The 26,085-nt window shown below is 73.0% G+C and carries 23 protein-coding genes; 13 read left to right on the top strand and 10 right to left on the bottom strand.

The window, feature by feature from the left end:
* The first annotated feature begins 322 nt into the window (after window positions 1-322).
* Both OG470_RS11030 and OG470_RS11025 read left to right on the top strand, forming a co-directional pair.
* Complete coding sequence (locus OG470_RS11030) at window positions 323-1,288, top strand: acyl-CoA desaturase (RefSeq protein ID WP_328423336.1); 966 nt, start codon at window positions 323-325, stop codon at window positions 1,286-1,288.
* A gap of 224 nt (window positions 1,289-1,512) precedes the next feature.
* Window positions 1,513-2,199 carry a TetR/AcrR family transcriptional regulator gene (locus OG470_RS11025; protein WP_328426281.1) on the top strand — a complete coding sequence of 229 codons (687 nt, stop codon included), beginning with the start codon at window positions 1,513-1,515 and terminating at the stop codon, window positions 2,197-2,199.
* Between the two features lie 6 nt (window positions 2,200-2,205).
* On the opposite strand, the gene OG470_RS11020 is transcribed toward OG470_RS11025, so the two are convergent.
* The 6 genes from OG470_RS11020 to OG470_RS10995 all read right to left on the bottom strand — a co-directional run bounded on the left by OG470_RS11020 (window position 2,206) and on the right by OG470_RS10995 (window position 8,302).
* On the bottom strand, window positions 2,206-2,682 hold the full coding sequence (locus OG470_RS11020; protein ID WP_328423334.1) for a DUF4383 domain-containing protein: 477 nt from the start codon (window positions 2,680-2,682) through the stop codon (window positions 2,206-2,208).
* 217 nt (window positions 2,683-2,899) lie between these two features.
* A complete protein-coding gene (locus OG470_RS11015; protein ID WP_328423332.1) occupies window positions 2,900-3,355 on the bottom strand; it encodes a DUF4383 domain-containing protein in 456 nt (151 codons plus the stop codon).
* Window positions 3,356-3,455: 100 nt separating this feature from the next.
* Window positions 3,456-5,261: an ABC-F family ATP-binding cassette domain-containing protein gene (locus OG470_RS11010; RefSeq protein ID WP_328423330.1), complete on the bottom strand. Its 1,806-nt coding sequence runs from the start codon at window positions 5,259-5,261 to the stop codon at window positions 3,456-3,458.
* 170 nt (window positions 5,262-5,431) lie between these two features.
* Window positions 5,432-6,382, bottom strand: a complete 951-nt coding sequence (locus tag OG470_RS11005; RefSeq protein ID WP_328423327.1) for a 4-(cytidine 5'-diphospho)-2-C-methyl-D-erythritol kinase — start codon at window positions 6,380-6,382, stop codon at window positions 5,432-5,434.
* 107 nt (window positions 6,383-6,489) lie between these two features.
* On the bottom strand, window positions 6,490-7,359 hold the full coding sequence (gene rsmA / locus OG470_RS11000) for a 16S rRNA (adenine(1518)-N(6)/adenine(1519)-N(6))-dimethyltransferase RsmA (RefSeq protein WP_328423325.1): 870 nt from the start codon (window positions 7,357-7,359) through the stop codon (window positions 6,490-6,492).
* Between the two features lie 43 nt (window positions 7,360-7,402).
* Entirely contained in the window at window positions 7,403-8,302 is a 900-nt protein-coding gene (locus tag OG470_RS10995; RefSeq protein ID WP_328423323.1) for a TatD family hydrolase, read from the bottom strand.
* Window positions 8,303-8,457: 155 nt separating this feature from the next.
* On the opposite strand from OG470_RS10995, the gene OG470_RS10990 reads away from it, so the two are divergent.
* Window positions 8,458-9,705, top strand: coding sequence for a hypothetical protein (locus OG470_RS10990; protein WP_328423321.1), 1,248 nt, complete (start codon window positions 8,458-8,460; stop codon window positions 9,703-9,705).
* Window positions 9,706-9,778: 73 nt separating this feature from the next.
* Here OG470_RS10990 and metG read toward each other — a convergent pair whose 3' ends face one another.
* Window positions 9,779-11,581, bottom strand: a complete 1,803-nt coding sequence (gene metG, locus OG470_RS10985; protein ID WP_328423319.1) for a methionine--tRNA ligase — start codon at window positions 11,579-11,581, stop codon at window positions 9,779-9,781.
* Window positions 11,582-11,739: 158 nt separating this feature from the next.
* On the opposite strand from metG, the gene OG470_RS10980 reads away from it, so the two are divergent.
* The gene (locus OG470_RS10980; protein ID WP_328423317.1) at window positions 11,740-12,936 is read left to right on the top strand and encodes a hypothetical protein; all 1,197 of its coding nucleotides are present in this window, start codon (window positions 11,740-11,742) and stop codon (window positions 12,934-12,936) included.
* A 34-nt stretch (window positions 12,937-12,970) separates the two neighbouring features.
* Here OG470_RS10980 and rsmI read toward each other — a convergent pair whose 3' ends face one another.
* Window positions 12,971-13,810 (bottom strand): 16S rRNA (cytidine(1402)-2'-O)-methyltransferase, encoded by an 840-nt coding sequence (rsmI, locus tag OG470_RS10975; RefSeq protein ID WP_386985272.1) that lies wholly within the window; start codon window positions 13,808-13,810, stop codon window positions 12,971-12,973.
* A gap of 93 nt (window positions 13,811-13,903) precedes the next feature.
* Between rsmI and OG470_RS10970 the strand changes: the two genes are divergently transcribed.
* The 4 genes from OG470_RS10970 (at window position 13,904) to OG470_RS10955 (ending at window position 18,547) form a co-directional block, all read left to right on the top strand.
* A complete protein-coding gene (locus tag OG470_RS10970) occupies window positions 13,904-15,616 on the top strand; it encodes a dolichyl-phosphate-mannose--protein mannosyltransferase (protein ID WP_442931094.1) in 1,713 nt (570 codons plus the stop codon).
* A 376-nt stretch (window positions 15,617-15,992) separates the two neighbouring features.
* Window positions 15,993-16,370 carry an MmcQ/YjbR family DNA-binding protein gene (locus tag OG470_RS10965; RefSeq protein ID WP_328423313.1) on the top strand — a complete coding sequence of 126 codons (378 nt, stop codon included), beginning with the start codon at window positions 15,993-15,995 and terminating at the stop codon, window positions 16,368-16,370.
* Between the two features lie 111 nt (window positions 16,371-16,481).
* Complete coding sequence (locus OG470_RS10960) at window positions 16,482-17,765, top strand: VWA domain-containing protein (protein WP_328423311.1); 1,284 nt, start codon at window positions 16,482-16,484, stop codon at window positions 17,763-17,765.
* Window positions 17,765-18,547, top strand: a complete 783-nt coding sequence (locus OG470_RS10955; RefSeq protein ID WP_328423309.1) for a peptidase — start codon at window positions 17,765-17,767, stop codon at window positions 18,545-18,547. The genes OG470_RS10960 and OG470_RS10955 overlap by 1 nt, the downstream gene beginning before the upstream one ends.
* 49 nt (window positions 18,548-18,596) lie before the next feature.
* Here the strand turns inward: OG470_RS10955 and OG470_RS10950 are convergent, their stop codons facing one another.
* Window positions 18,597-18,866 carry a hypothetical protein gene (locus OG470_RS10950; protein ID WP_328423307.1) on the bottom strand — a complete coding sequence of 90 codons (270 nt, stop codon included), beginning with the start codon at window positions 18,864-18,866 and terminating at the stop codon, window positions 18,597-18,599.
* Between the two features lie 211 nt (window positions 18,867-19,077).
* On the opposite strand from OG470_RS10950, the gene OG470_RS10945 reads away from it, so the two are divergent.
* Both OG470_RS10945 and OG470_RS10940 read left to right on the top strand, forming a co-directional pair.
* Entirely contained in the window at window positions 19,078-19,734 is a 657-nt protein-coding gene (locus tag OG470_RS10945) for a 4'-phosphopantetheinyl transferase family protein (protein WP_328423305.1), read from the top strand.
* Between the two features lie 189 nt (window positions 19,735-19,923).
* Window positions 19,924-20,988 carry a hypothetical protein gene (locus OG470_RS10940; RefSeq protein ID WP_328423303.1) on the top strand — a complete coding sequence of 355 codons (1,065 nt, stop codon included), beginning with the start codon at window positions 19,924-19,926 and terminating at the stop codon, window positions 20,986-20,988.
* A 36-nt stretch (window positions 20,989-21,024) separates the two neighbouring features.
* Here OG470_RS10940 and OG470_RS10935 read toward each other — a convergent pair whose 3' ends face one another.
* Window positions 21,025-24,147, bottom strand: coding sequence for an AfsR/SARP family transcriptional regulator (locus OG470_RS10935; protein ID WP_328423302.1), 3,123 nt, complete (start codon window positions 24,145-24,147; stop codon window positions 21,025-21,027).
* A 184-nt stretch (window positions 24,148-24,331) separates the two neighbouring features.
* Here OG470_RS10935 and OG470_RS10930 point away from each other — a divergent pair, with 184 nt between their 5' ends.
* Genes OG470_RS10930 through OG470_RS10920 form a run of 3 tightly spaced genes read left to right on the top strand, consistent with a single transcriptional unit; the run spans window position 24,332 to window position 26,062 of the window.
* Window positions 24,332-25,042, top strand: a complete 711-nt coding sequence (locus OG470_RS10930) for a hypothetical protein (protein WP_328423300.1) — start codon at window positions 24,332-24,334, stop codon at window positions 25,040-25,042.
* Window positions 25,039-25,560: a hypothetical protein gene (locus tag OG470_RS10925; RefSeq protein WP_328423298.1), complete on the top strand. Its 522-nt coding sequence runs from the start codon at window positions 25,039-25,041 to the stop codon at window positions 25,558-25,560. Before OG470_RS10930 ends, OG470_RS10925 begins: the two co-directional genes overlap by 4 nt.
* Window positions 25,547-26,062 (top strand): hypothetical protein, encoded by a 516-nt coding sequence (locus tag OG470_RS10920; RefSeq protein WP_328423296.1) that lies wholly within the window; start codon window positions 25,547-25,549, stop codon window positions 26,060-26,062. Before OG470_RS10925 ends, OG470_RS10920 begins: the two co-directional genes overlap by 14 nt.
* Window positions 26,063-26,085 lie beyond the last annotated feature (23 nt).

Genomic DNA, 26,085 nt, shown 5'->3' with positions numbered 1-26,085 from the left:
CCTGATCCTCTCTTTGTTGCGATTCACCCCGGACGGCACCACCGCTATCGCCACCCACCCCACCGACGTCGCCGCCGTCAGTTCGGCGCACTGCCGAGCATCGATGCCACCAAGCTGCACGGCGCGGGCCCGCAGCGCCGCGCCGTCCCTGCGGTGAGGGACTGACCGTGCCCCGGATCGCCGCACACCTCAAGGCTCTGACCTGCGTTTTGGCCCGACCGCGTAAGGGTTTTCGGAACTTCCCCGTGCGATCTACGGTGCCGTAAGTTACGGTAACGTAGGCGTAGCTTCGTGATCGTTTCCGTCCCCTCTGCGAGGTGAAATGTCCACCGCTCTGCTCGAACCCAACACCGCCGGCCCCGGCCCGAAACCGCTCACCGACGGCAGTCAGTCCCCCGGAATCCTGGCCGCCCTCTGGGCCTTCGTAGTGATCCCCTTCGTCGCCCTGCTGGTCGCCGTACCCGTGGCCTGGGGTGGCTGGCTCGGCTGGACCGATGTCGTCATCGGCCTGGTCTGGTACGTGGTCTCCGGGCTGGGCATCACGGTCGGCTTCCACCGCTACTTCACGCACGGCTCGTTCAAGGCCAAGCGGTGGCTGCGGGTGACGTTGGCGGTCGCGGGCTCGCTGGCCGTGCAGGGCGAGATCATCCAGTGGGTGGCCGACCACCGGCGGCACCACGCCTTCTCCGACATGGAGGGCGACCCGCACTCGCCGTGGCGCTTCGGCACCAGCTTCTGGGCGCTGACCCGGGGCCTGTTCCACGCGCACGTGGGCTGGCTGTTCCGCCGGGAGCTGTCCAACCGGGAGCGGTTCGCACCGGACCTGCAAGCCGACCGTGACATCAGCCGGGTGGACCGGCTCTTCCCGATGCTGGTGGCCATCTCACTGCTCGGCCCGGCGCTGATCGGTGGCCTGGTGACCTGGTCCTGGCAGGGCGCACTGACCGCGTTCTTCTGGGCCGGGCTGGTCCGCATCGGTCTGCTGCACCACGTCACCTGGGCGATCAACTCGGTCTGCCACGTCTACGGCGAGCGCCCGTTCGCGATGCGGCAGGGCGACCGCGCGTCGAACTTCTGGCCGCTGGCGATCCTGTCGTTCGGCGAGAGCTGGCACAACCTGCACCACGCCGACCCGACCAGTGCCCGGCACGGCGTGCTGCGTGGTCAGGTGGACATCTCCGCCCGGGTGATCTGGCTGTTCGAGAAGGTCGGCGCGGCGTCACAGGTGCGCTGGCCGAAGCCGGAGCGCATCGCGGCCAAGCTGGTGAAGCCGGTCGCACCCCGCTAAATGCGGGCGGTGCTCCTGGAGGTCGCCTGGCAGGATAGTCGGATGACCGAGCGACGCGGGGGGACCGGACGGCTCGGCAGACGGGGGGCCGGGCCCGATCCGGGTACGGTCGGACGGCGCGGCTGGGCGGTCGGACCGCCCGCCAGTGAGGCGACGACGTGAACGGGCACAGCGGAGGCACCATCCCACGGCAGGGCGTCACCGAGCGCCAGCGAGGCGGCGACATGGCCGAGGTCAGCGACGGCGCCGACAGTCGGCGTACGGCGGCGGTCCCGCCGGCGAAACCCAAGTCCACCTCCCGGGTCCGGATGTCCGCGGCCCAGCGGCGGGAGCAGTTGATCGCGACCGGCCGGCAGCTCTTCGCCGAGCGGGGCTTTGACGCCACCTCCATCGAGGAGGTGGCGGCCCGCGCCAAGGTCTCCAAGCCGGTGGTGTACGAGCACTTCGGCGGCAAGGAGGGGCTCTACGCGGTGGTGGTGGACCGGGAGGTCCGGGCGTTGCTGGACCGGATCACCACGGCGTTGACCGCCGGGCACCCGCGGGAGCTGTTGGAGCAGGCGGCGATGGCCCTGCTGGGCTACATCGAGGAGGAGACCAGCGGGTTCCGCGTGCTGGTCCGCGAGTCGCCGCTGATGTCCGCGACGGGCACCTTCAGCAGCGTGATGAACGACGTGGCACACCAGGTCGAGCACATCCTGGGCGCCGAGTTCAAGAGCCGTGGGTACGACCCGAAGCTGGCGGAGCTGTACTCGCAGGCGCTGGTGGGCATGGTTGCGCTGACCGGCAGTTGGTGGCTGGAGGTGCGCAAGCCGCGCAAGGAGACGGTTGCGGCGCACCTGGTCAACCTCGCCTGGAACGGGTTGTCGCACCTGGAGGCGAAGCCGACGTTGATCACCGCCCGCCGCCACTGACTTCACTCAGCGGCGGTGCACCTCGGCCACCGGGTGATGACGGTGGCGCCGTTCCGCCTCGGCGTGCTCCTCGGGGCCGACCTTGTCGTACAGGCCAGTGCCGAGCAGGATCAGGCCGAACAGCATCGACACGACCACGGTCGACATCGAGAAGTTCAGGAAGTTCGCCTCGGTCTGCAGCACGGACATCATCAGGATGCTGGTCACCAGGAACACCACCCCGGCGGTGAGGTTCATGTAGTGGCCGAGGTTGCTGCGCCGGGACGCCCCCACGATCAGGACGACTCCGAAGACCACCGAGGCGAGCGAGAAGGCCAGGTTGGTACGCAGACCGAGGGCCCAGTGGCTGCCCCGGTCGAAGAGCGGATCGCCGATCGTCTCGACGACGCCCCAGATTCCGAAGACCAGGATGTAGACACCGATCAGGCCGGCGAGGACCCGGTAGAGCGGCCGTGCCGGATGGTTCACCGGAAAGTGCGGCATACCCTGAACCCCATCCACCTGAGTTAGACCGTTTCAGGAGGATTGTCACCCGGGGCAGAGGTGACTGTCCGGAGAACCACAATGGCGAGCAGGGTCCGCCGAAGGATGGACCAGGTCAGGTTTTCGCCGGAGCCCGAGCTGCGCAGGGATCAAGCCTGACCGCCCGGAGCAGCTCGGGCTCCGGCGAAAACCCACGGCCGCAACCAGAGGAAACCGATCAGAGGACCAGGCGAGCCTTCTGGAACGCCTCCGCCTCCTCGTCCGTGCCGACCTTGCCGTACATGCCGACCATCAGCAGCACCAGGGCAGCCACCATCACGACGACCACGGTGGCGATGCTGAAGTTGAAGAAGTTGGCATCGGTGCGGATGAACGCCAGACCGGCCAGGCTGACCACCATCATGACGTACGCCAGCCACTGGTTGACCGCCACGTCGATGTTGCGGCCGAGCGCGGTGCCACCCAGCACGATGACCCCGAGCAGCACGCTGAGCAGCGAGAAGCCGAGGTTGGTGCCCTGGCCGAGGACCCGGGTGCCGTCCTGCGCGAAGACCTCGTTGCCGGCGCTCTCGATGATGCCGAGCGCACCGAAGACCACCAGGTACAGACCGGTCAGCCCGCCGATCGCCCGGTAGACCGGCCGCGCGGGGTGGTTGACGGGGGTATGGGCCATGTCTGATCTCCAACGACGTGGGGTAGGTGTCGCCGACGATTGTCCCGCATGTGGCGGTGTGACGCCGCACACGGCCCCCGGCCCGGCTCGCGCGGCCCGGTCAGCTCTCGGGCAGGTCCTCGGCGAGGGTCATCCAGGTCTCCTCGATCCGCTCCCGCTCGGCGCGCAGATCCTTGAGCTGGGTGTCCAGCTCGGCGACCCGGGCGTAGTCGGTGGCGTCGGCGGCGAGCTGGTCGAGCAAGGTGGTCTCGCGCTGGTCGAGCTTGCCGAGCTGGCGTTCCAGCCGGGTCAGCTCCTTGCGGGCCTGGCGGACCTCGGCCGCGGACATGCCGCCCGCGGAGGGGCCGGTGGGCGCGGCGGTCGGGGTGGCACCGGCCCGCGGCGCGCCGGCACGCTCGGCGGTCCGCGCGAGGTACTCGTCGACGCCGCCGGGCAGGTGCACCAGCCGGCCGTCGCCGAACATCCCGAACGCCGACTCGGTGACCCGTTCGATCAGGTAGCGGTCGTGGCTGGCCACGATGATCGTGCCGGGCCAGGAGTCGAGCAGGTCCTCCAGTGCGGCCAGGGTGTCGGTGTCCAGGTCGTTGGTGGGCTCGTCGAAGAGCAGCACGTTGGGCTCGCCGGCGAGCAGCCGCAGCATCTGCAGCCGGCGGCGTTCCCCACCGGAAAGGTCGCTGACCGGGGTCCAGAGCCGGCGGTCGTCGAAGCCGAAGACCTCGGCGAGCTGGGCGGCGGAGACCTCCCGGTCGCCGAGCTGGACCCGGCGGGCGACCTCTTCCACGGCTTCGAGCACCCGCAGGTGCCCGGGCAGCTCGGCGAGCTCCTGGGACAGGAAGGCCGGACGCACGGTGGAGCCGGTGCCGAGGCGGCCGCCGTCGGGGCGGGTAATGCCGGCGAGCATCCGCAGCAGTGTGGTCTTGCCGGCACCGTTGGCGCCGAGGATGGCGATCCGGTCGCCCGGCCCGACCTGCCAGGTGACGTCGCGCAGGATCTCCTTGGGGCCGGCGAGCAGCTCGACGTTCTCCAGGTCGTACACCTGCTTGCCGAGCCGGGAGGTGGCCATCCGTTGCAGCGACATGGTGTCCCGCGCCGGCGGCACGTCGGCGATCAACGCGTTGGCGGCGTCGATGCGGAACTGGGGCTTGGAGGTGCGGGCGGGCGGACCACGGCGCAGCCAGGCGATCTCCTTGCGGAGCAGGTTCTGCCGGCGGGCCTCGGTGGCGGCGGCGACGCGTTCGCGCTCGGCTCGGGCGAGGATCCAGGCGGCGAAGCCGCCCTCGTACACGCGGACGGCCTGGTCGGCGACCTCCCAGGTGTTGGTGCAGACCGCGTCCAGGAACCACCGATCGTGGGTGACCACGACCAGGGCACCCTTGCGGCCGACCAGGTGCCGGGCCAGCCAGTCGACGCCGCCGACGTCGAGGTGGTTGGTGGGCTCGTCGAGGATGAGCAGGTCGGAGTCGCGGACGAGCAGCGCGGCGAGCGCGACCCGGCGCCGTTCGCCACCGGACATCGGGCCGACCGGCTGGTCGAGGCCCAGGTGCGGCATGCCGAGGCCGTCGAGGATGGCGCGCACCCCGGCGTCGCCGGCCCACTCGTGCTCGGCGCCCATGCCCTCGCCGAGCCAGGCGGTGCCGAGCACGACGTCCCGGACGGTGGCGTCGGGGGCGAGGGTGAGCTGCTGCGGCAGCCAGAGCACCCGCAGGTCGCGGCGATGGGTGACCCGGCCGTCGTCAGGGTCCTCCTGCTTGGTGAGCAACCGCAGCAGGGTGGACTTGCCGGCACCGTTGAGGCCGACCACGCCGATCCGGTCGGCGTCGTCCAGGCCGAGCGAGACGTCCGTGAGTAGCCGCCCGGCGGCGCCGTACCCCTTGGACACCCGGTCCAGATTGACGATGTTGGCCACACTCCCACCCTTCATGATCAAGGCGTCCCGGTGCCGGCGGGCACCTGGACGCCTGACCCAAGGGTACGCGGACGCCCCGGGCGCCCGCCGGGGCACCGACGGCGACTTGGTCAACTCCAGGTCGCGGCGGGACGCGCCGACGTCGCCCCTGGAGTTGACCTTGAGCAGGGTCAGACGACGCGGGCGCCGACCACCGGGCCGTGCGCGACCCGCGCCGCACGGCACACGCCTGCGGTGGTCAACTCGGCGGCGATCCGCTCCGCGTCGGCCGCACCGGCGGCGAGGAAGACGCAGGTCGGGCCGGAGCCGGAGACGATGCCGGTGAGCGCGCCGGCCGCCTCGCCGGCCTTGAGGGTGTCGGCCAGCGCCGGGCGCATGGCCAGCGCGGCGTCCTGGAGATCGTTGCCGAGCGTACGGGCGAGCACCCGGGGGTCGCGCTGGCGCAGCGCGCCCAGCAGCGCGTCGGTGCTGCCCAGCGGGGCGCCGGCCGCACCGGAGTCGCGGAGCCGGTCCAGCTCGCGGTACGCGGCCGGGGTGGACAGGCCGCCGTCGGCGATGGCCACGACCCAGTACCAGGAGGTGGGGCGTGCCAGTACGGGGCTCACGGCCTCACCCCGGCCGGTGCCCAGCGCGGTGCCGCCGTAGATCAGAAACGGCACGTCGGAGCCCAGATCGGCGGCGATCCCGGCCAGCTCGTCGCGGGACAGCCCGGTGCCCCAGAGCGCGTCGCAGGCCACCAGCGCGGCGGCCGCGTCGGCACTGCCGCCGGCCAGCCCGCCGGCGAGCGGGATCTGCTTGCGCAGGTGCAGCCGGGCGTGCGGCAGCACCCCGGCGTAACCGGCGAGGGCGTGCGCGGCGCGGATCACCAGGTTGGTGTCGTCCAGCGCCAACTCGCCGGTGCCCTCGCCCTCCATGGTCAGCGTGAGGGTGTCGCCGCGCCGAGCGGTCAGCTCGTCGTAGATGGAGATGGCGTGGTAGACGGTGTTCAGCTCGTGGTAGCCGTCCCGGCGCAGCGGGCCCACCCCGAGGTGCAGGTTGACCTTCGCGGGCACCCGGACCTTCACCGGGCCGCTGGCCCCACGCCGCTCGTCCTCCTCGTCCGGTCGCCAGGCCTCGGTCACGGGGCGATCTCCCGCACGCGCAGGCGAATGTCGAACGGCTTGGCCACGATCAGCTCCTCGGTGTGGTCGGTACTCACCCGGACCTCCTCGACGGGCACGGCGTCAGCCTACTTCGCGGCCGGCGTACCGACTGGAGCCGACGCGGCGATGGCGGCGAACTGCTCGACGGTGAGCGACTCCCCCCGGGCGCCGGGGTCGACGCCGGCGGCGGTGAGCGCGGCGGCGGCCCGGTCCGCGCCGCCGGCCCAGCCGGCCAGCGCGGCGCGCAGGGTCTTGCGGCGCTGCGCGAACGCCGCGTCCACCACGGCGAAGACCCGTTGCCGGGGTACGTCGGCGCGGGGTGGTTGACGGCAGGTGAAGGCGACCAGACCGGAGTCGACGTTGGGCACCGGCCAGAACACGTTCGGCGGCACCCGGCCGGCGCCCCGGGCCTGGGCGTACCAGGCGAGCTTGACCGACGGGATGCCGTACACCTTGGAGCCGGGACCGGCGACCAGCCGGTCGGCGACCTCCTTCTGCACCATCACCAGGCCGTGCCGCAGGCTGGGCAGCTCGGCGAGCAGGTGCAGCACCACCGGCACGGCCACGTTGTAGGGCAGGTTCGCCACCAGCGCGGTCGGCGGAGGGTCGGCCAGCTCGGCGGCGTCGATGCGCAGCGCGTCGGCGCGATGCACGGTGAGCCGGCCGGCGTCCGCCCCGGCGTGCCGGGCGACGGTCTCCGGCAGCGCGCCGGCGAGCACCGGGTCGATCTCCACGGCGTGCACGTGCCCGGCGACCGGCAGCAGCCCCAGGGTGAGCGAGCCGAGCCCGGGGCCGACCTCCAGGGCCACGTCATCGGGAGTCAGGCCGGCGGCCGTGACGATCCGGCGCACGGTGTTCGGATCGTGCACGAAGTTCTGGCCCAGCTTCTTGGTGGGCGCGACGCCCAGCCGGGCGGCGAGTTCCCGGATCTCCGCCGGGCCGAGGAGACCGGTCATGCCTGGGAGCGTAGCGGCGGCAGGGCCGACCGTCGGGCCGGGCTCACCACGGGCCGAAGACCCGGTCGCCGGTGGCCGAGATGGCCGCGCACAGCTCGTCCAGGTCGGTTCCGGTGGTCGCGGCGAGCGAGCGGACGGTGAGCGGGATCAGGTACGACGCGTTCGGCCGGCCCCGGTGCGGCATCGGGGTGAGATAGGGCGCGTCGGTCTCCACCAGGATCTGATCCACGGGGGTGAGCGCGGCGGCCTCGCGCAGCGCGGTGGCACTGCCGAAGGTGACGGTGCCGGCGAAGCTGAGCAGGTAGCCGCGGCGGACGCACTCGCGGGCGAAGTCGGCGTCACCGGAGAAGCAGTGCAGCACCACGGTGTCCGGGGACCCCTCGTCGTCGAGGATCCGCAGCACGTCGGCGTGGGCGTCCCGGTCATGGATGACCAGCGCCCGGCCGTACCGCTTGGCGATGGCGATGTGCGCCCGGAAGCTCTCCTCCTGCGCGGCGCGCCCCTCGTCGCCGGTCCGGAAGAAGTCCATCCCGGTCTCGCCGATCCCCCTGACCCGCTCCCGGGCGGCGAGCGACTCGATCTCCCGCAGCGCCTCGTCGAGGTCGGCCAGCCGGGGCGCCTCGTTGGGGTGCAGCGCCACCGTGGCAAGCACGGCGGGGTGCCGGTCGGCGGTGTCCGCGCCCCACCGGGAGGAGGCGACGTCCACACCCACCTGGACCAGCCGGTCCACCCCGACGTCGGTGGCCAGCGCGATCGCCGCGGCGACCGGGTCATCGGCGGACCCGCCGCCGGGTACGCCGGCCTCGCTGACGGTGATGTCCAGGTGGGTGTGGCTGTCCAGCACCGGCCGGGGCAGTGGTTCGGGGGCGGGCGGGAACTCTCCGGCCCGCCGGGCGGCCCGCTCGCGGCGGGTTTCAGTGGGCTCGCTCATCAGCGACAGCATCACACACCGGGGCTGTCCATCCGCCCGCCACCCGACGTTCACCTCGACTACGCCGCGCGACTCTACCGTCGCCGCGTGAGCGAGCGCAGCGAGCGAACCATGAGGCGCGGCAGCGTGGCGTCTCGCGCCGCTGCCGAGCGGTGCGAGGTGGCGGTGTGAGCGTCACCCCCCAGTCCAGCGGCGCCGCCAGCGAACGTACCGGGTTGCGCGTGGCGTTCGGCGGCGGCGTCTACCCGGCCGAGGAGATCGCCCGGGGCGCCGCGTACGAGCTGTTCAGCGCCGACGAGGTGCAGGGCTTCGAGTGGGCGCCCCGACCGGGCAGCGCCCTGCCGTGGCGTCGGTTCGTGCACGTCACCGAGGTGGCCGCGGTGCACGGGGCGACGGAGCCGGCCGAGGAGCCGGAGACGCCGCTGATGATGCCTGCGCACCGGGAGCGGGGTTGGGCGCAGCTGCAACAGCTCAGCCAGCAGCCGGCCTCGGCGGGTGACCCGATGCTGGCTGCGGCACGCGCGTCGGCGGTGATCCGGCGGGGCACCCGGATGGTGAAGGTGCTCTCCCCCCGGCAGCTCGCCGGGTACGTGCGGGGGTGGCTGCCGCACGGCTTCTGCTACCGCGAGCACGACGTGGCGCACCTGCGCACACCAGCGGCGACCACGGTGCTGCGTACCGACGGCGAGGTCGGGCGGGACGGCCTGGACGTGGCGTACGCGCTGCGCTGGCGGGCCGCCGACCCGGGGGACTACGCCGTGCCGGTGGGCGAGGCGCACCGTGGCCTGACCGCGCTGGCTCCCCGGGACCGACTGGGTCCGCCGGTGCTGGGCACGGGCTTCGTGCCTAGCAACGGCCAGCTCATCCCGGAGTTCATCACCCGGGACTTCGCCGATCTGCCGATGCCGGCGAACGCCGCCCTGCTCGCCTACCCGGCGGAGGGGGTGGAGGTTGTGCTCTACACCTACCAGGCCGAACAGCGCGGCTGGCTGCGGATGGTGGGCCCGCAGTGGCGACACCTGCTGTCGGCGGTGCCGGGTCTCTCCCCGGACCAGGAGTACGTGCCGACCGGGGACTCCCTGCGCTCCACCCAGCTGGTCGGCGTGCACGGCGACAGCGAGTACGAGGCGGTGGCCGATCTGCCCGGCGGGTTCCGGGTGCTGGCGATGACCCGGGCGGCCCGCTACCCGGTGGAGCAGGTCGCCCGGCGGCTCCGGTTCGCGCAGTGGCGGGGCGTGCCCTGCCTGGTGCTGCGGGAGGAGGCCGGCTGGCTGCGGTTGCGGCTGCGCTTCCCGGACCCGGACACGGTGCTCGCCACCGGGGCGCAGTGCCACGATCGCGGCGTCTACGAGGCGTGGGCGCCGGGCGCCGAGGTGACCGACGACCAGGTGATGGACACGCGGTACGCGATGTGACGCCGGCCGTCCAGGCGAGGCGCGGCCCCGGGATTCCCCCGGGGCCGCGCTCAGCCGTGCGGCCGTGTCGCGCTCAGCCGGCCAGCCGGGCCAGCTCCTCGTCGACGATCGACGGGTCGAGCTTGCGGAACACCGGCTTCGGCGCGGCCAGCGGCCGCCCCGACTCCAGCGGCACCGACTCCCAGCGCGCGCCGACCGTGTAGTCCCCGGTCAGCACCGGGTACGCCGGCCCGCCGTCCAGGTCGTCGACCTGCTCGATGACCGGCATCGGCGCGTGCACGCCGGTGCCGCCGAGCAGCTCGTGCACCTGCTGCGCGGAGTGCGGCAGGAACGGGGTGAGCAGCGTGTTGGCGTCGCTGACCACCTGGAGGGCGACGTGCAGGATGGTGCCCATCCGGGGCTTGTCCGCCTCGTCCTTGAGCTTCCACGGCGCCTGCTCGGAGAGGTAACGGTTGGCCTCGGCGACCACCCTCATGGCCTCACCGATCGCCTGCTTCTGCCGGTGCCGGCCGATCAGGTCGCCGACCGTGGTGAAGCCGGCCCGGGCCACCGCGAGCAGCGCCTCGTCGGCCTCGGTGAGCCCGGCCGCGTCGACTGACGGGATGGCGCCGAAGTTCTTCGCCGCCATCGAGACGGACCGGTTGACCAGGTTGCCCCAGCCGGCGACCAGTTCGTCGTTGTTGCGGCGGAGGAACTCGGCCCAGGTGAAGTCGGTGTCGTTGCTCTCCGGGCCGGCGGCGGCGATGAAGTAGCGCAGCGCGTCGGCGTCGTAGCGCTCCAGGAAGTCCCGGACGTAGATGACCACCTTGCGGGACGAGGAGAACTTCCGGCCCTCCATGGTCAGGTACTCGCTGGAGACCACCTCGGTGGGCAGGTTGAGCCGGCCCAACTCGCCCGGCTCACCGTCGCGGGAGCCCTCACCGGAGTAGCCGGAGAGCAGCGCCGGCCAGATCACCGAGTGGAAGACGATGTTGTCCTTGCCCATGAAGTAGTACGACCGGGCGTCCTTGCCCTCGCCGTCGGTGGACCACCACCGGCGCCAGGCCTCCGGGTCGCCCGAGCGGCGGGCCCACTCGATCGAGGCGGACAGGTAGCCGATCACGGCGTCGAACCAGACGTAGATCCGCTTGTCCGGCCGGTCCCGCCAGCCGTCCAGCGGGATCGGTACGCCCCACTCCAGGTCCCGGGTGATCGCCCGGGGCTGGAGGTCGTCGAGCAGGTTGCGGGAGAACCGCAGCACGTTCGGCCGCCACCCCTCCCGGGTGTCCAGCCACTGCCGCAGCACGTCGGCCAGGGCGGGCAGGTCCAGGAAGAAGTGCTCGGTCTCGACGAACTTCGGGGTCTCCCCGTTGATCCGCGACTTCGGGTTGATCAGGTCGATCGGGTCGAGCTGGTTGCCGCAGTTGTCGCACTGGTCGCCACGGGCGCTGTCGTACCCGCAGATCGGGCAGGTGCCCTCGATGTACCGGTCGGGCAGGGTGCGCCCGGTGGACGGGGAGATCGCGCCCATGGTGGTCTTCGGCACGATGTAGCCGTTGCGGTACATCCCCTCGAACAACTCCTGCACCACCGCGTAGTGGTTGCGGGTGGTGGTGCGGGTGAACAGGTCGTAGGTGAGCCCGAGACCGTGCAGGTCCTCCACGATCACCCGGTTGTACCGGTCGGCCAGCTCGCGCGGGGTCACCCCGTCGGCGTCGGCCTGCACCTGGATCGGGGTGCCGTGCTCGTCGGTGCCCGAGACCATGAGCACGTCGTGGCCGGCCATCCGCATGTACCGGGCGAAGACGTCGGAGGGAACGCCGAAACCGGAGACGTGGCCGATGTGGCGGGGGCCGTTGGCGTACGGCCAGGCCACTGCCGCGAGAACGTGACTCATGAGCAGCAAGCCTAGTGACCCGTCCGGTGCGACCGCGAACCAATAGGGGGTGCCGGGGCGGCGGACCGTGCCGACCACCCCGTCCATTGGTCCGATTTGTCGCCGACACGCGGCTGAGCTGCCCGATCCTCCTCGTGGACCGGTGTGCAATGAACGACGTGACTGGCAGACGAGCGGCCCGGGATCACGACGACCGTCCCACCGGTCCCGCGGTCGACGACGACCCGAGCCCCGGAGCTGGCGGGTCGCGGGGCGCGTCGGTCGCGCCCCAACCCCGGCCGGTGCCCGGGGAAGACGCGAACCGTGCCCCGGACGACGCCACTCCCCGACCAGCCGTCGCCCCACGACCTGGCCCCAACCCCCGATCGGGCGCCGCGCCGGCACCCGGCTCCGCCCCCGCCGCCGATCGGCCGGGCCGGCAGCGGCCCACGCCGGCAGGGCGGGCGGCCACGCCTAGGCGGGACGACGCGGCGGGGCTCGCCGCCACCCCGGCCCGTCCGGCGCCGGCCGCGCCGGCACCCACCCCGGCCCGTCCCGCTCCGGCGGCACCGGCACCCAGCCCGGCCCGCCCCACCCCGTCGGGCTCGACGGACGGCTCACCGTCCGGCGGTGGGGAGCCCGCGGCAGGGGTCGTCGAAGTGGAGCCGACCACCGGGGCGCCGGTGGACGCGGTGCCACGCCGGGTGCCGGTCCGGCAGCTGAGCCGCTGGCACCGGGGCGCCCGCCGGATCGACGACGGCGCCGTCTGGGCGCCGATCGAACAGGTCCACTGGGACGGCACCCCCGTCCGGGAGGACCCCGCGCCGGAACGGGACCGCGGCTCCGGCGTGGCGTGGCGCCGGGCGGGGGCCCGTACCGCCCCACCGCCGGACCCGCTGCCCGGGCTCGCCGCGCTGGTGCTGCTGAGCCTGGTCACGGCCTTCTTCGCCTGGGTCAGCGCCGGCCCGTTCTGGCTCGCGGTCGGTCATGCCCGGGTCGGCACGGTGGTGATCGACAAGTGCACCGGCGGCGAGCTCACCCAGCGTTGCCGGGGGATCTTCATGGCCGACGACGGGCGGTTCCTGGCACACGGGGTACGGGTCACCGGGGTGCCCGCCGGGAAGAACGCTCCGGGGACGGCTCTGCCAGCGAGGATGGCCGGCCCGGACGGCGGCACCGCGTACGCCGACACCGGCATGGGCCGGCACCTGCGCTGGGTGCCCGGCCTGTTGGTGATCCTCGCCTGCGCGGCCGGCATCACCCGGTGGACCGGGTCGACCCGGCTGGCCGGCCGGCGGAACCGCCGCTGGGCGGTGAGCGCCGCGATCGCCGGCCCGGCCCTGATCACCCTCGGCTTCCTGGTCGCCGCCTGGTGAACACGCCTCGGGGCCGGCGCGGCGGGAGTGGGGGTCAGCTGTGCACGATCGTGTAGACGTCGCGGCGGCGCAGCGCGTACTCGGTGGCGACCTCGGTGATGGCGTCGCGGCGGGACCGGCCGGCCGCCTCCCGCTCGGCGACGGCCGCGCGCAGGGTGTCGTCGTCGGGCCGTTCCGGGGCCGTCACCGGCGCCCCGGCCACGACGAGGGTGATCTCCCCGCGCGGATCCCCCTCGGCGGCCCACCGGGCCAGCTCGCCGAGCGGGCGACGGAGCACCTCCTCGTAGGTCTTCGTGAGCTCGCGGCAGACCGCGGCCGGCCGGTCCGCGCCGAACGTCTCGGCCAGGTCGGTGAGCGCCGCGCCGATCCGGTGCGGCGCCTCGAAGAAGACGAGGGTGCGCTCCTCGGCGGCGAGGGCGCGCAGCCGCGACCGGCGGGCCCCGGGGGTACGGGGCAGGAACCCCTCGAAGCAGAACCGGTCGACGGGCAGCCCGGAGACGGCCAACGCCGTGGTCACCGCGCTCGGCCCGGGGGCGACGCTGACCGGGGCCCCGGCGTCCAGTGCGGCCCGGACCAGTCGGTAGCCGGGGTCGGAGACGCTGGGCATTCCGCCGTCGGTCACCAGCGCCACCACGTACCCGCCGAGGATGACCTCGACCAGCTCGGGGGTCCGCCGCTCCTCGTTGCCCTCGAAGTAGGAGACGATCCGGCCGCCGACGGTGATGTCGAGGTCGCGGGCCAGCCGGGTGAGCCGCCGGGTGTCCTCGGCGGCCACCACGTCGGCGCTGGTCAGCACCTCCCGGAACCGGGCCGAGGCGTCGGCGGGGTTGCCGAGCGGGGCACCGAGCAGGATCAGGCGCCCAGCTTCGGACATTTCACCCACGGGATCGTCTCCTTCATTGACAGCGGATACCGGTATCGGGGACGACGGGCGCCACAGGACACGTTGGCAGCCTACGATCGCCGGGTGACGAGTGCGTCGACAGCGCAGAGCCGGAGCGCCGACCCGGCAAAGACGGTCGAAGTGACCGCAGGCGAGCACCGCCCCGACCAGACAGCAGCGGCGCCCAGCGTCGCCGGGACCGGGGTGACCGGCGTGGTCCGGCGTGGGTTCACCACCGTCGATACCCGACTGGACCGGTTCTCGTGGCTGGCCACCGCCGTGGTGGTGGCCATCGCGGCGATCCTGCGCTTCGTCGGCCTGTCCGGTCCGAAGGGCAAGATCTTCGACGAAACGTACTACGCCAAGGACGCCTACGGGCTGATCAGCCGCGGCGTCGAGTGGAACTACAAGGACAACGCCCCGTCGTACGTGGTGCACCCGCCGCTGGGCAAGTGGCTGATCGGCCTCGGCGAGTGGGCCTTCGGCTACCAGGACGCCGAGTCGAAGGTCTCCGTCCCCGGGCACCTGTTCACCACCGCGCCGGAGTTCGGCTGGCGGTTCTCGGCGGCCGTGGTCGGCACCCTGTCGGTGCTGCTGCTGGTCCGCATCGGCCGGCGGATGTTCCGTTCGACGGTGCTGGGCTGCGCGGCTGGCCTGCTGCTCGCCCTGGACGGCTTCCACCTGGTGTTGTCCCGCGCGGCGCTGCTCGACATCTTCCTGCTCTTCTTCGTGCTGGCGGCGTTCGGCGCGCTGGTGCTCGACCGGGACGCCCGCCGTCGGCGCTGGGCGCGGGCCCTGGACGACGGGCTCGACCCGACCCAGCGGGGCCGCGCCGGCCGACCGCCGACCGGCTGGCGCACCTGGCCGTGGTGGCGGCTCGCCGCCGGGGTGCTGCTCGGCTGCGCCTGCGCGGTGAAGTGGAGCGCGCTGTACTTCGTGCCGGTCTTCGCGCTGCTGGTGCTTTTCTGGGAGGTCGGCGTCCGCCGCTCGGCAGGGGTCCGCCGGCCCTGGCGGGACACCCTGCTCGACGAGCTGCCCTGGCTGGTGCTGGCCGGCGTGCTCATGGTGGGCACCTACATCGCCACCTGGTCGGGCTGGCTGCTCAGCGACGACGGCTACTACCGGCTCGCGTCGTCCTACCCGAACGCCCCGCTCAGTGACACCCCGGTGATCGGCCCGCTGATCAACCTCTTCGAGTACCACCGCGCGGCGTACGGCTTCCACACCGGGCTGGACGACCCGCACAAGTACCAGTCGTGGCCGTGGCAGTGGCTGCTGCTCGGCCGTCCGGTCGCGTTCCACTACTCCGGCGACGGCGCCTGCGGCGCGCCGAGCTGCGCCTCCGAGATCCTGCTGCTCGGCACCCCGCTGCTCTGGTGGTCGTTCCTGCCCGCCCTGGTGGCGCTGACCTGGCTGGGCGTGGCCCGCCGGGACTGGCGGGCCGGCGCGATCCTGCTCAGCGTGGCGGCGGGCCTGCTGCCCTGGTTCGTGTTCGCTCTCGATGGCCGGACGATGTTCTCGTTCTACACCGCTCCGGCGCTGCCCTTCATGGTCCTGGCCGTGGTGTACGTGCTGGGCGCGCTGATCGCCCCGGCCGGGGGTGACGTCGGTGCGGTGGCCCCGCTGGTCCCCGGTGACCCGGGCTACGAACGCCGGCTGGTGGGCAGCATCGCGGCCGGGGCGTACGTGCTGCTGGTGGCGCTCTGCTTCGCGTACTTCTATCCGATCTTCGTGGGCCAGGTGATTCCGTACTCGGACTGGCTGTCCCGGATGTGGCTGGACGGTCGCTGGATATAAGCATCGACAGGCGACGCGCAGCGCAGCGCGACGAAAACGGGCCCGCACGCTTCAAGCGTGCGGGCCCGTTTCGACAGAGATGCGCGCCCCGATCGCCTGCCACGGGGGAAGCGGGCGATTGGGGCGCGCATGAAGAGCTTAACCACCGCGCACCACCGGCACAACGGGTCGACTTAGGTCAGATTTCCGACGGATGCCGGCCGGGCCGACACCTCCCCTCCAGGCGTTGACCGAGGGTGACCCGGCGTGGACCCAGAGCCAAGAACGGGCTGGTCCGAGGCCGTCGCCGACCCGTTTCGAGACCGCCATCGAGCGACCCGTGGCGCTAGGCTCGCCGGGACCGGGCGTCGCGATCGTGACGAGGGCGGGGGATGCCATGCAGTTGCTGGACCGGGTCCGGGTGATCTGCCTGGCCCTGCCCGAGGTGACCGAGCGGCCCAGCCACGGGTCGCCCACCTGGTTCGTCCGGGACAAGAGCGTCTTCGTGACCCTGCACGCCGATGGGCACCACCACAACGACTTTCCCCACCTGTGGTGCGCCGCCCCTCCGGGAGCCCAGGCCGAGCTGACCGCCGCCGACCCGGCCCGGTTCTTCCGACCGCCCTATGTGGGCGGTCGGGGCTGGCTCGGCGTACGGCTCGACGGCGCGGTCGACTGGACCGAGATCGACGAGTTGTGCCGCGATGCCTACCGGGAGATCGCGCCGAAGCGGCTGGTCACGCTGCTTGACGCCGCTCCCGACGAGCCGGCCTGACCCCACCCGCCACACCCCACCGCTCTCGCCCACCGCCGGTCCGGCACCTGGACGATCGCCAATCCGCCACCCAAATGATCATCCAAAGTGGATCTCACTACACTGCGGCCCGTGATCAACTTCAGACGATCGGCGGCCGTCCTCCTCGGACTGCTGGCGACCACCGCACTGACCGGGCCGGCCCCGGCGGCGGCCGACGACCAGGAGCCGGTGGCCGAGCCGCCCCGGGTCGAGCTGGTGCTCGACGTCAGCGGCTCGATGCGGGCCGCGGACATCGACGGGCGCAGCCGGATCTCGGTCGCCCAGCAGGCGTTCAACGAGGTGGTGGACGCGCTTCCGGCGGAGACCCAGCTCGGCATCCGGGTGCTCGGCGCGACCTACCGGGGCAAGGACAAGAAGGTCGGTTGCCAGGACACCCAGCAGATCGTGCCGGTCGGGCCGGTCGACCGGGCCCGGGCCAAGGCGGCGGTGGCGACGCTGCGACCGACCGGGTTCACGCCCGTCGGCCTCGCGCTGCGCACCGCCGCGCAGGACCTGGGCACCGGGGCCACCACCCGGAGGATCGTGCTGATCACCGACGGAGAGGACACCTGCGCCCCGCCGGACCCGTGCGAGGTGGCCCGGGAGCTGGCCGCCCAGGGCACCAGCCTGGTGGTCGACACGCTCGGTCTGGCCCCCGACGAGAAGGTCCGCAAGCAGCTGCTCTGCATCGCCGGTGCGACCGGTGGCACCTACACGGCGGCGCAGAGCGCCGAGGAGCTGACCGACCGCATCAAGCAGCTCGTCGAGCGGGCCGGCGACACGCACACCCTGGCCCCGACCGTGGTCGGCGGCACGAACGCCTGCGACTCCGCCCCACTGCTGGCCCCCGGCGTGTACGCCGACCGGGAGTCGTTCTCCGAGCACCGGTACTACCGGGTGCCGGTGCGTCCCGGGCAGGAGCTGCGCGCGTCGGTGAGCATGGCGCTGGACCGGCCGGTGAACCGGGACTACGGGGTGCTGCTGCGGGCCACTGCGGCGGACGGCCGGGAACTGGTCCGTGGCGCGGACGCCGGCAGCGGGCGCGCCGACGTGCTCTCCGCCGGGCTGCGCTGGTCGGCCAGCGCCGACGACGAGGACGCCACCGAGGCCGAGGCAACCCCGACGGCGATCGAGCCCACCACCGTCTGCCTGGTGGTGAGCAACTCCTTCGCCCCGCGCCCCGGCACCTCGGCGACCCCCGGCATGCCGGTGGAGCTGACCATCGACGTGGTCGCCGCCGCGCCCGCGCCGGACGGGCCGGACCTCGGCCGGGGCTGGATGCTGCTCGCCCTGCTCACCGTTGCCGGCCTGCTCACCGGCCTGCTCGCCGGGCTGCTCACCCGCTGGTGGGTCGCCACCTGGAGGGAGAACTGATGCGTACCGCACTGTTCCGGTCGCTGGCGGCGCTGGTCGCCGCCGGCGGGTCCGCGCTGCTGCCCGCGGCGGCCGTCGCCGCCCCCACCCCCTCGCCGGGCGCCACACCGGTCACCCGGGCCGGCACGTCGTTCCTCACTGCCACGCCGATCACCGCCGGGCAACCGGTGCGGGTGGACGCCTCGGTCGGCGACCACCTCTACTGGTCGTTCCCGGCGACGGCCGGGCAGGTGCACGAGATCAGCGCCACCGTCACCTTCCCGAAGGCGCGCAGCGGAGCCTCCACCTGGACCGTCGACGTCTTCGACGGGTTGCGCCGCCGCCAGGCGTGCACGGCCGGGGCGCAGACGCCGACGGTGGACGCGCAGGCGTCGAGCGTGGCGCTGGGCTGCATCCTGCGTGAGGTGCGGCCCTGGGCGGAGCCATGGTCGGCCGACCCGCTGCCCGGCACGTACGTCATCCGGCTCTCCGTGGTGGACCTGCCGGAACCGGACCTGGGCGCGCCGATCGACGTGGACCTGCTGGTCGGCACCGTCGCCGACCGGGGCGCCTCGGCCGACGACGGCGAACTGGCCGCGCCGCTGGTGCCGAACACCAAGGCGGGCACGGTGCTCAACGCCGTACCGGCGGCGGACCCGGAGGCCGACGACGAGGGTGACTCACCGGCGGACTGGCTCCCGGATCTCGGGTCGCGCTGGGTCTGGACCGGCATCGGTGGCGTGCTCGCCGCGGTGGCCGGAGTGGTCGGCTTCGCCCTGACCCGCAGGCCCGGACGCCGCTGAGATCGTCCGGCCCCGGTGGCCGCCGCCGAGCGGCGGCCACCGGGCGGCCTCAGCCGCGCTGCGAACCGCGCGGCAGCCAGCCGATGAACCGATTCTGGAGCGACATCACCGGGGCGGAGCGCAGGTCCTCCGTGGCGGCGGCGAGACAGGAGCCGAGGTAGACGCTGAGCATCGCCCGGTCACCCCCGTACTCCGCCAGCAGCCGACTGCGCTTCGTCGCGCACGGCCACTCATCGCCGCAGGAGCCGCAGCTCCAGCCGGGGGTTGTCGGGGCGTGCTCGTCAGCCCGCGCCCCCGGCCGTTCCGCACCATGGGTCATCGCACGTCCTCTCCAGATGTCCGCGGGACTGCCTGTTGCCGTGCCCCGGCCAGCGGCTGATGGTCCTCACCCCCGGTGTTGTCCGGGGAGCGCTGTGCGTACCTCCGGTGTTACATCTTTGCGGTACGTTGTCCCCTCGTGACAGTCGGAAAGTTGACGGTTGACCGCATGTCCTGGCAGCACGTCCATTCCTACCGACGGGTAAGCGGTCATGCGTGACCTGCTGCCAGCAACGGTCGCGGTGGCCGTCGCCGGCCCGGACGACTGGGCCGGGGACCTGCTCGCCGCCGAGCAGGCATGTCTCGGTGAGCGGGCGGTGCAGACCCGTCGGCGGGACTTCACCGCCGGGCGGGTGTGCGCCCGCCGGGCGATGACCGGCCTCGGCCTCCCGCCGGCGGCCGTGCCCGCCGCCGCCGACCGAGCGCCGGTCTGGCCGGCCGGGATCGTCGGAACCATCACCCACACCACCGGCTACTGCGCCGCCGCGGCGGCGCGCAGCACGGATATCCGGTCCGTCGGAATGGACGCCGAGCAGCACCGCGAGGTCAATGCGGGAGTACGCCGACTCGTGCTGCTGCCCGAGGAGGAGGAGAACTGCGCCCGGCTGCCCGGCGGCATCTCCTGGCCGGTGGTGCTGTTCAGCGCCAAGGAAACCGTCTACAAGGTCTGGTACCCGGTCGTCGGGAGCTGGCTGGACTTCCACGACGCCCGGCTGGACCTGGACCCGGACGCCGGTACGTTCACCGCCCGGATCGCTCCGGCGCGAGTGGACGCGGCGGCGGTCGCCGACCCGCCGTCCACCGTCACCGGCAGGTTCGTGGTCGCCGACGGGCTGGTCCGCACCGCCGCCGTCCTCCCGCTCCGCTGACTCCCGGGTGCCACACGTCCATCCGTCGGGCATCCCGGCCCGGCACCATCCATAGTGGTCGGTGGGCTGCTCTGCCGCCCATCCGACGGCAGCGTGGGACGGGGTCCGGAGCGGCGACCGGGCGGTACGCGACACACGGTAGCGTCGGCGAGTTCCCGAACCGCACGTACCGAAGTGTCTAGGAGTACGGTGACCCACCCCCAGCCCCCCGTCGGGCCGCAGGACCCTCAGCAGCCGAGCCCGGAGCCGCCGACCCAGCGGTTCCCGGCGACATCGCAGCCGCAGTCCGCCGCCGACCCGACGGTCCCGCAGGCACCCGTACCGGCCAACCCGTGGTCGGCGGCGGCGAACGCGCCGCAGCCGCTGGTGTCCGGGATGCCGGTGTCCGGGGTGTCGCAGCCGGGCGTGCCGGATCAGTGGGCGCCGCCGACCGTGCCGCAGCCCCCGTACGCCAACGCGCCGCAACCCCCGTACGCCGCCGCGCCGCAGCCGCCCTATGCCAGCACGCCCTACCCGGCCTCGCCCGACCAGCCCTGGCCGCAGCCACCGTTCTCGGGCGGCGCGTACCCGGCGGCTGGCGGCGGCGCGTACCCGCCGCCCGGCGGCCCGGGCCATCCGCTCACCATGCCGCCGCCCGCGCCGGCGAAGAAGTCCAAGAAGACCGTGGTGATCGTCGCGGTGACCGCGGCCGTGCTCACCCTGCTGTGCTGCGCCGGCGGCATCGTGGCCGTGGTCATCGGCGCGAACCGGGCCGCCAACGAGGTGACCGAGGCCCTGCCCACCCCCGGCGTGACCCGGGGCGTCGGGCAGTCGCCGAGAACCGCCCCCTCGTCGAACCCGCCCTCGACCGACGACGACACCCGGAACATGTCGGCCGGGGAAACCCTGGTCATCGATGGCGACGACGGCACCGTCGAGGTCACCGTGACGAAGTTCAGCACCGCCACCAAGCCCTGCGCGTCCTACGGACTCAAGCCCGACAACGGCATCTACGTGATCGCCGATGTGACCGTGACGGTCACCAAGGGCACCGGTTCGGCGAACCCGCTCTACTTCCAGTGGGTCGCCGCCGACGGCACCGAGACCAATGCGATCGCCGGCATCTTCTCCGGCTGCGGCAAGTCCATGTCGGCGGGCAACGGCCTGAGCGCCGGCACCAAGCGCACCGGCACCGTGGTGTTCGACGTGTCGGGCACCAACGGCGTGCTGGAGTACCAGCACGAGTTCGAGACCGCCGGTTCCTGGAGGCCGTAACGCCCTCCGGCGGGGCCGGCCCAACGACCGGCCCCGCTACCGGTGCGGCTGCGGAGCTGAGCAGTCCGGCGGCGCGTACCCGGTCTCCCCTGCCAACCGCGCCGCCCGGCCGTCCAGCCGCAGTGCCTCGACGGCGTCTCCGGACTGCTCGGCGACACGGGCGAGGACGCGGGACACCCGGATCTCGATCGGCCGGTATCCGGAGCGGGCGGCCAGGGTCAACGCGGCCCGGCCGTGCCGCCCGGCGGCCTCCGGGTCGCCCCCGGCCAACTCGGCGGCGGCGAGGCCGGTCAGGGTCGTCGCCTCGCACCAGCAGAACCTCGTACGCCGTGCCAGTTCGAGCGCTCGGGCATGCTGCTCGGCCGCCTCGCCCGCGTGCCCCAGCGCCAGCAGCACCCGCCCCAGTGCGTCCGCCGCCCATGCCTCGGTTCCCGCGTCGCCGATCTCCCGGGTCAGGGCCACCGCCCGCTCGGCGTCGGCACGGGCCAACTCCGCTCGATCCGTGCCGCACCAGAGCACTGCCCGGCCGGCCAGAGCGGTCGCCTCGCCGTAGCGGTAGCCGAGGTCCTGATTGGCGGTGAGCGCCCGGGCGTAGAGATCATCGGCGCCGCGCTGGTCTCCCCGATCCCGGCGCACGTTGGCCAGGTCGACCAGGAGCACGGCCACGTTGTAGTGCGCGCCGGCCCGCTCACCGCGTTCCAGGGCGGCCCGGAAGTGGGCGTCCGCCTCCGCGAACGCGCCGAGCTGCCAGTGTGAAAACCCGAGGTTGGCCAGGGACATCGCCTCCCCGCCGTCGTTGCCCGATCGGCGGCTGAGCGCCAACGAGAGGCGGGCGCAGTCGATCGCCGCCTGCGGGTCGCCGAGTCGCTGGTGCACCGCGCTGAGGTTGTTGAGGATTCCGGTTCGTCCCTCCTCCCAGCAGTCCGCGTCAGTGCGCCGCAGCCCGTCGAGCAGATGGTCGCGAGCCTCCTCGTACCGGCCGCTGTTGACCTGCACGAGCGCGATGCTCTGGTGCATCGCGGCCTGGGCGCGGGCGTCGCCCTCGGCCTGGGCCGCGGCCAGCGCCACCGTGGCCGCGGTCAGCCATTCCTCCCGCCGACCCCGCTGGTGGAAGTAGGCGCGCAGCGCGTCGGTGAGGTGCCAGGCGTACCGGTGGGGACCGCGCCGGGCAGCCTGCTCCACCGCGGCGGTGAGGTTCGCCGACTCGGCGTCCAGCCAGGCCAGGGCCGCGTCGTTGTCCGGGAAGGGATCCACGGCCACCGGTCGCGGCAGCCGCACGAAGTGCGGGATGATCCGGCGGCCCGCGGCGTCCGCCGTGTCCAGGTAGTGGTCGAGCAGCCGCCGCAGGGCCTCCTCCTGGGCGGCCTCGTCCTCCTCCCCGGTGACCCGGTCCATGGCGTAGCGACGCAACAGGTCGTGGAAGCGGTAGCGCTCCCCCGGCTGCCGTTCCAGCAGGTGCGCGGCGGCCAACGCACGCAGCCGCTGGGTGGCGGTGGCCACCGGCACGCCGGCGACCGCGCCCGCCGGGCCGGCGGTGACGCTCGGCCCGGGTACCAGAGCGAGGCGGCGGAACAGTTCCCGCTGCGGCTCGGGCAACACCCGGTACGACAGGGCGAACGCCTTCGTGACCGCGCCCTCCTCGGCGCCGTCGACGGTGAGCCCAGCCAGCGGGTCCCCGTCGGTCAGCTCGCGGACCAGACCGGCGATATCCGGTTTTCCCGCCGCTTGAACATTGGCAGCGGCAATGCGAAGTGCCAGCGGCAGGTGACCGCAGAGCCGGGCCAGCTCGGCTGCCGCAGTCGCATCGGTCTGCACGGCCGCCTCACCCAGCAGCGTCGCCAGCAGGCGTACCGACTCCACCGGGGTGAGCACGTCCAGCGGGAGCGGTCGGGCGTCGGCTCGGACCACCAGCTCGCCGAGGCGGTGCCGGCTGGTGACCAGTACGGTGCCGCAGGACGGGATCAGCGGCAGCACCTGGTCGGCGTGGCGGGCATTGTCCAGCACCAGCAGCACGTCCCGGCCGTCCAGCAACGAGCGGAGCAGTGCCGCTCGGCTGTCCAACCCGTCCGGCACCGCCCTCGGGTCGACCCCGAGCGCTGTCAGCAGGTGGGTGAGCGCCGTTTCCGGCGGCACCGGATCTCGGTCGGCGTCGAAGCCCCGCAGGTCCAGGTGGAGCTGCCCGTCCGGAAACGCCGCGCGGACCCGTTGCGCCCAGTGCACCGCGAGGGCGGTCTTGCCCACCCCGGCGGTGCCGCTGATCACCCAGACCCGGGTGCCGGCGGCTGGCTCGGCCAACCCGGCGTCGAGCCGGGCCAACTCGGCGTCCCGGCCGGTGAGGGTCGTGCTGCTGTGCGGCAGCCCGGCGGGGCGGACCGGCACGGAACCGGCTCCTCCGAGCGGTACGGCGACGTCAACGGGCGGCCCCAGCGTCGGGTCGGCGCGCAGGATCCGTTCCTCAAGGCGGCGCAGTGCCGGGGCCGGGTCGAGGCCGAACTCGTCGGCGAGGCGATCGCGTACCTGTCGGTAGGTGGTCAGCGCCCGGTCGGCGCGACCCTCCCGGTACAGGGCGAGCATGAGCTGACCGACCAGCCGCTGGCGGCCGGGTTGCCGGACCACCGCGTCGGTCAACTCGTCGGCGACCTGCCGGGAACGCCCCCGCCGCAGCAGCACCTCGGCCCGCTCCTCCACTGCCGCCCAGCGGGCCTCGCGCAGGCCGGCGCACAGCCGGTGCCGCACCTGCTCGTCGGCCACGCCGGCGAGCGGCTCCCCCCGCCACAGAGCCAGCGCCTGATCGAACAGATCCACGGCGACGTCGTCGCCGGCCGCCCGGGCCTGCGCGATCAGTGCGGTGAACTGGTGCGCGTCGACCGCCAGTGGGTCGACCCGGAGCAGGTAGCCGGGCTCGCGGCCGATCAGCTCCACAGGCGCCCCCGCCCGCCGCAACGCGGTGCGCAGCCGCGAGACCAGCGCCTGCACGGTGCCCCGGGCACTGCGTGGCGGCGCCTGACCCCACACCAGGTCGATCAGTCGGTCTACCGCCACCACTCGGTCCGGCTCCAGCAGCAGCACCGCGAGAACGAGTCGGGGCTGGCGCCCACCGAGGTCGACCCGGACACCGTGCGTCCACGCCTCAACCGAGCCCAACACACGGAACTCCATCGACCCACCTCCCCGTCGGCGAGTATGACGGTCTGCAATGGACTGTCTGCAAGCCGGTTGCAAGCTGCCTGCATACATGGCTGTGGATCGTGACTGCCATCCCGACCCGGCGGTCCTGTGGCCGTCCGGTTGGGACGCGCGGTCGACACCGGCCGCACGTCACCTCGAAGAGGGAGAACGGCGAGTGGAGAAACTCAGGCGGCCCGGCCTACGCCGGCTGGGCCTGGCGGCGGCGGGCGCGGTCGCGGTGACCGCGCTCGTGGCGGCCGCAGGTATCGGTCGGGCCGACCCCGGCGTGCGCTACGACGCGCAACCCGAGTCGCTGGCCTTCGGCAAGGAGATGTACGACTTCCAGACCGTCGAGCAGATGACGGCCACCTCACACCTGGTGGTCTACGGCACGGTCACCTCGGTGGAGCCCGGCCGGCTCGCCAGCACGGACGAGGACCCGGCAGCGGTTGGCGGTGACGTTCGGCTGCGGACGGTGACGATCAGCCGGTCCGACATCCTGCACAACCCGAAGGGGTTGATCATCCCGGCGTCCATCACGCTCGAGGAGGAGGGCTGGGACGAGGAGGGCCGCGGCTACGTCTCCAACAACGTGGCGTGGAGTGAGGTGGGCGACACCGGCTACTTCTTCCTGCGCCGCGCCGCCGGCGTCAGCGACCCGTACACCTACCAGCTCGCCAGCTCCGACGGGCGGGCGCTGGTGGTCGACGGCGCGCTCCGGCCCAGCAACGTGGAGACCGAGCTCGCCACGTCAATCACCACGATGGGGCCGTCGTTCCTGAACAACACGGTCGTCGCGGCGAGCGGGCAGGTCGCCGCGGGCACGTTGACCGAGTCGGTGCCGACCGCGGAGCTGCCGCTGCCTCCCGAGGAGAGTGGGGAATGAAGCGTACGACGATGGTCCTGGGTGCCACGCTGATCGCCGTGGTGGCGTTCGCGCCACCGGCCGTGGCCGGACACGGAGGCAAGGCCAACAGCGGCAAGCCGGACAACAAGGAACAGGCGGTGGAGTCGAACTCGTTGACCACCGCCGGCAAGGCGGCGGTCTCGCACGGGCGGGCGCAGCTCGACCGTTCGCAGATCAACACCTCGGCCGGCGGCGGGGACATCCACGTCTACGACAAGTCGTACTCCAACTCCTGGTACGGCCAGACGCGCTGCACCGACACCAACTGGTGGAACGGGCTGTGCGACCAATACGACGTCAAGTTCAACACGCGGACGATGAGCGGCAAGTCCACGGCCTCCTGGCAGAGCCTCGGCTGCCACGAGCTCGGGCACACCGGCTCGCTGGGCCACCGCTCGAAAGCCGCCGACACGGACAACAACTCCTGTATGCGTAGCGATATCTGGCCCAGGAACTTCGACACCCATGACATCAACGCGATCAATGACAACGTCTAAGGGTCGCCTGCTGTTCTCCGGTGGGGCGGTGGCCGCGGTGGCCGCCGTCGCACTGGGCGGCTGGTGGCTGTCCCGGCCAGAGCTGCCCTCGGACTGGTCAGGTCGGAGCCAGTTCTGCGCCGAGGCGCAGCACTTCGCCCTGGCCAACCAGGGCGAAATCACCGGTGATCAGCGGGTCGAGGCGATGACCGGCCTGATCCGCTCCGCACCACGGGAGCTGACCCCGGACCTGGAACGGCTCGCCGGTGCACTGGGGGGTCACCACGAGCCTGCCACCGCGCACGACCACGGCACGACCGGGTCGAGCCCGGAGACAGCCGAGCACGACGGGGGCACGGCTGCCCATGAGCACGACGCGGGTACGACTGCGCACGAGCACGAACACGCGTCCGCCGCGGACGCCTCCCCGCCGGACACGGCGGCGGTGCAGGCGAGCGGACGCCGCGCGGGTGAGTTCATCGAACGCACCTGCGGGGTCAATCTGCCCAACATCCGCACCTGACCGACGGGCATCGCCGGGGGCGT

Origin of the sequence: Micromonospora sp. NBC_00389 (assembly GCF_036059255.1) — a bacterium.
In the GTDB taxonomy this organism is placed as follows: domain Bacteria; phylum Actinomycetota; class Actinomycetes; order Mycobacteriales; family Micromonosporaceae; genus Micromonospora.
The sequence above is the reverse complement of the archived record's forward strand: the minus strand, read 5'-3'. Positions and strand labels throughout refer to the sequence as shown.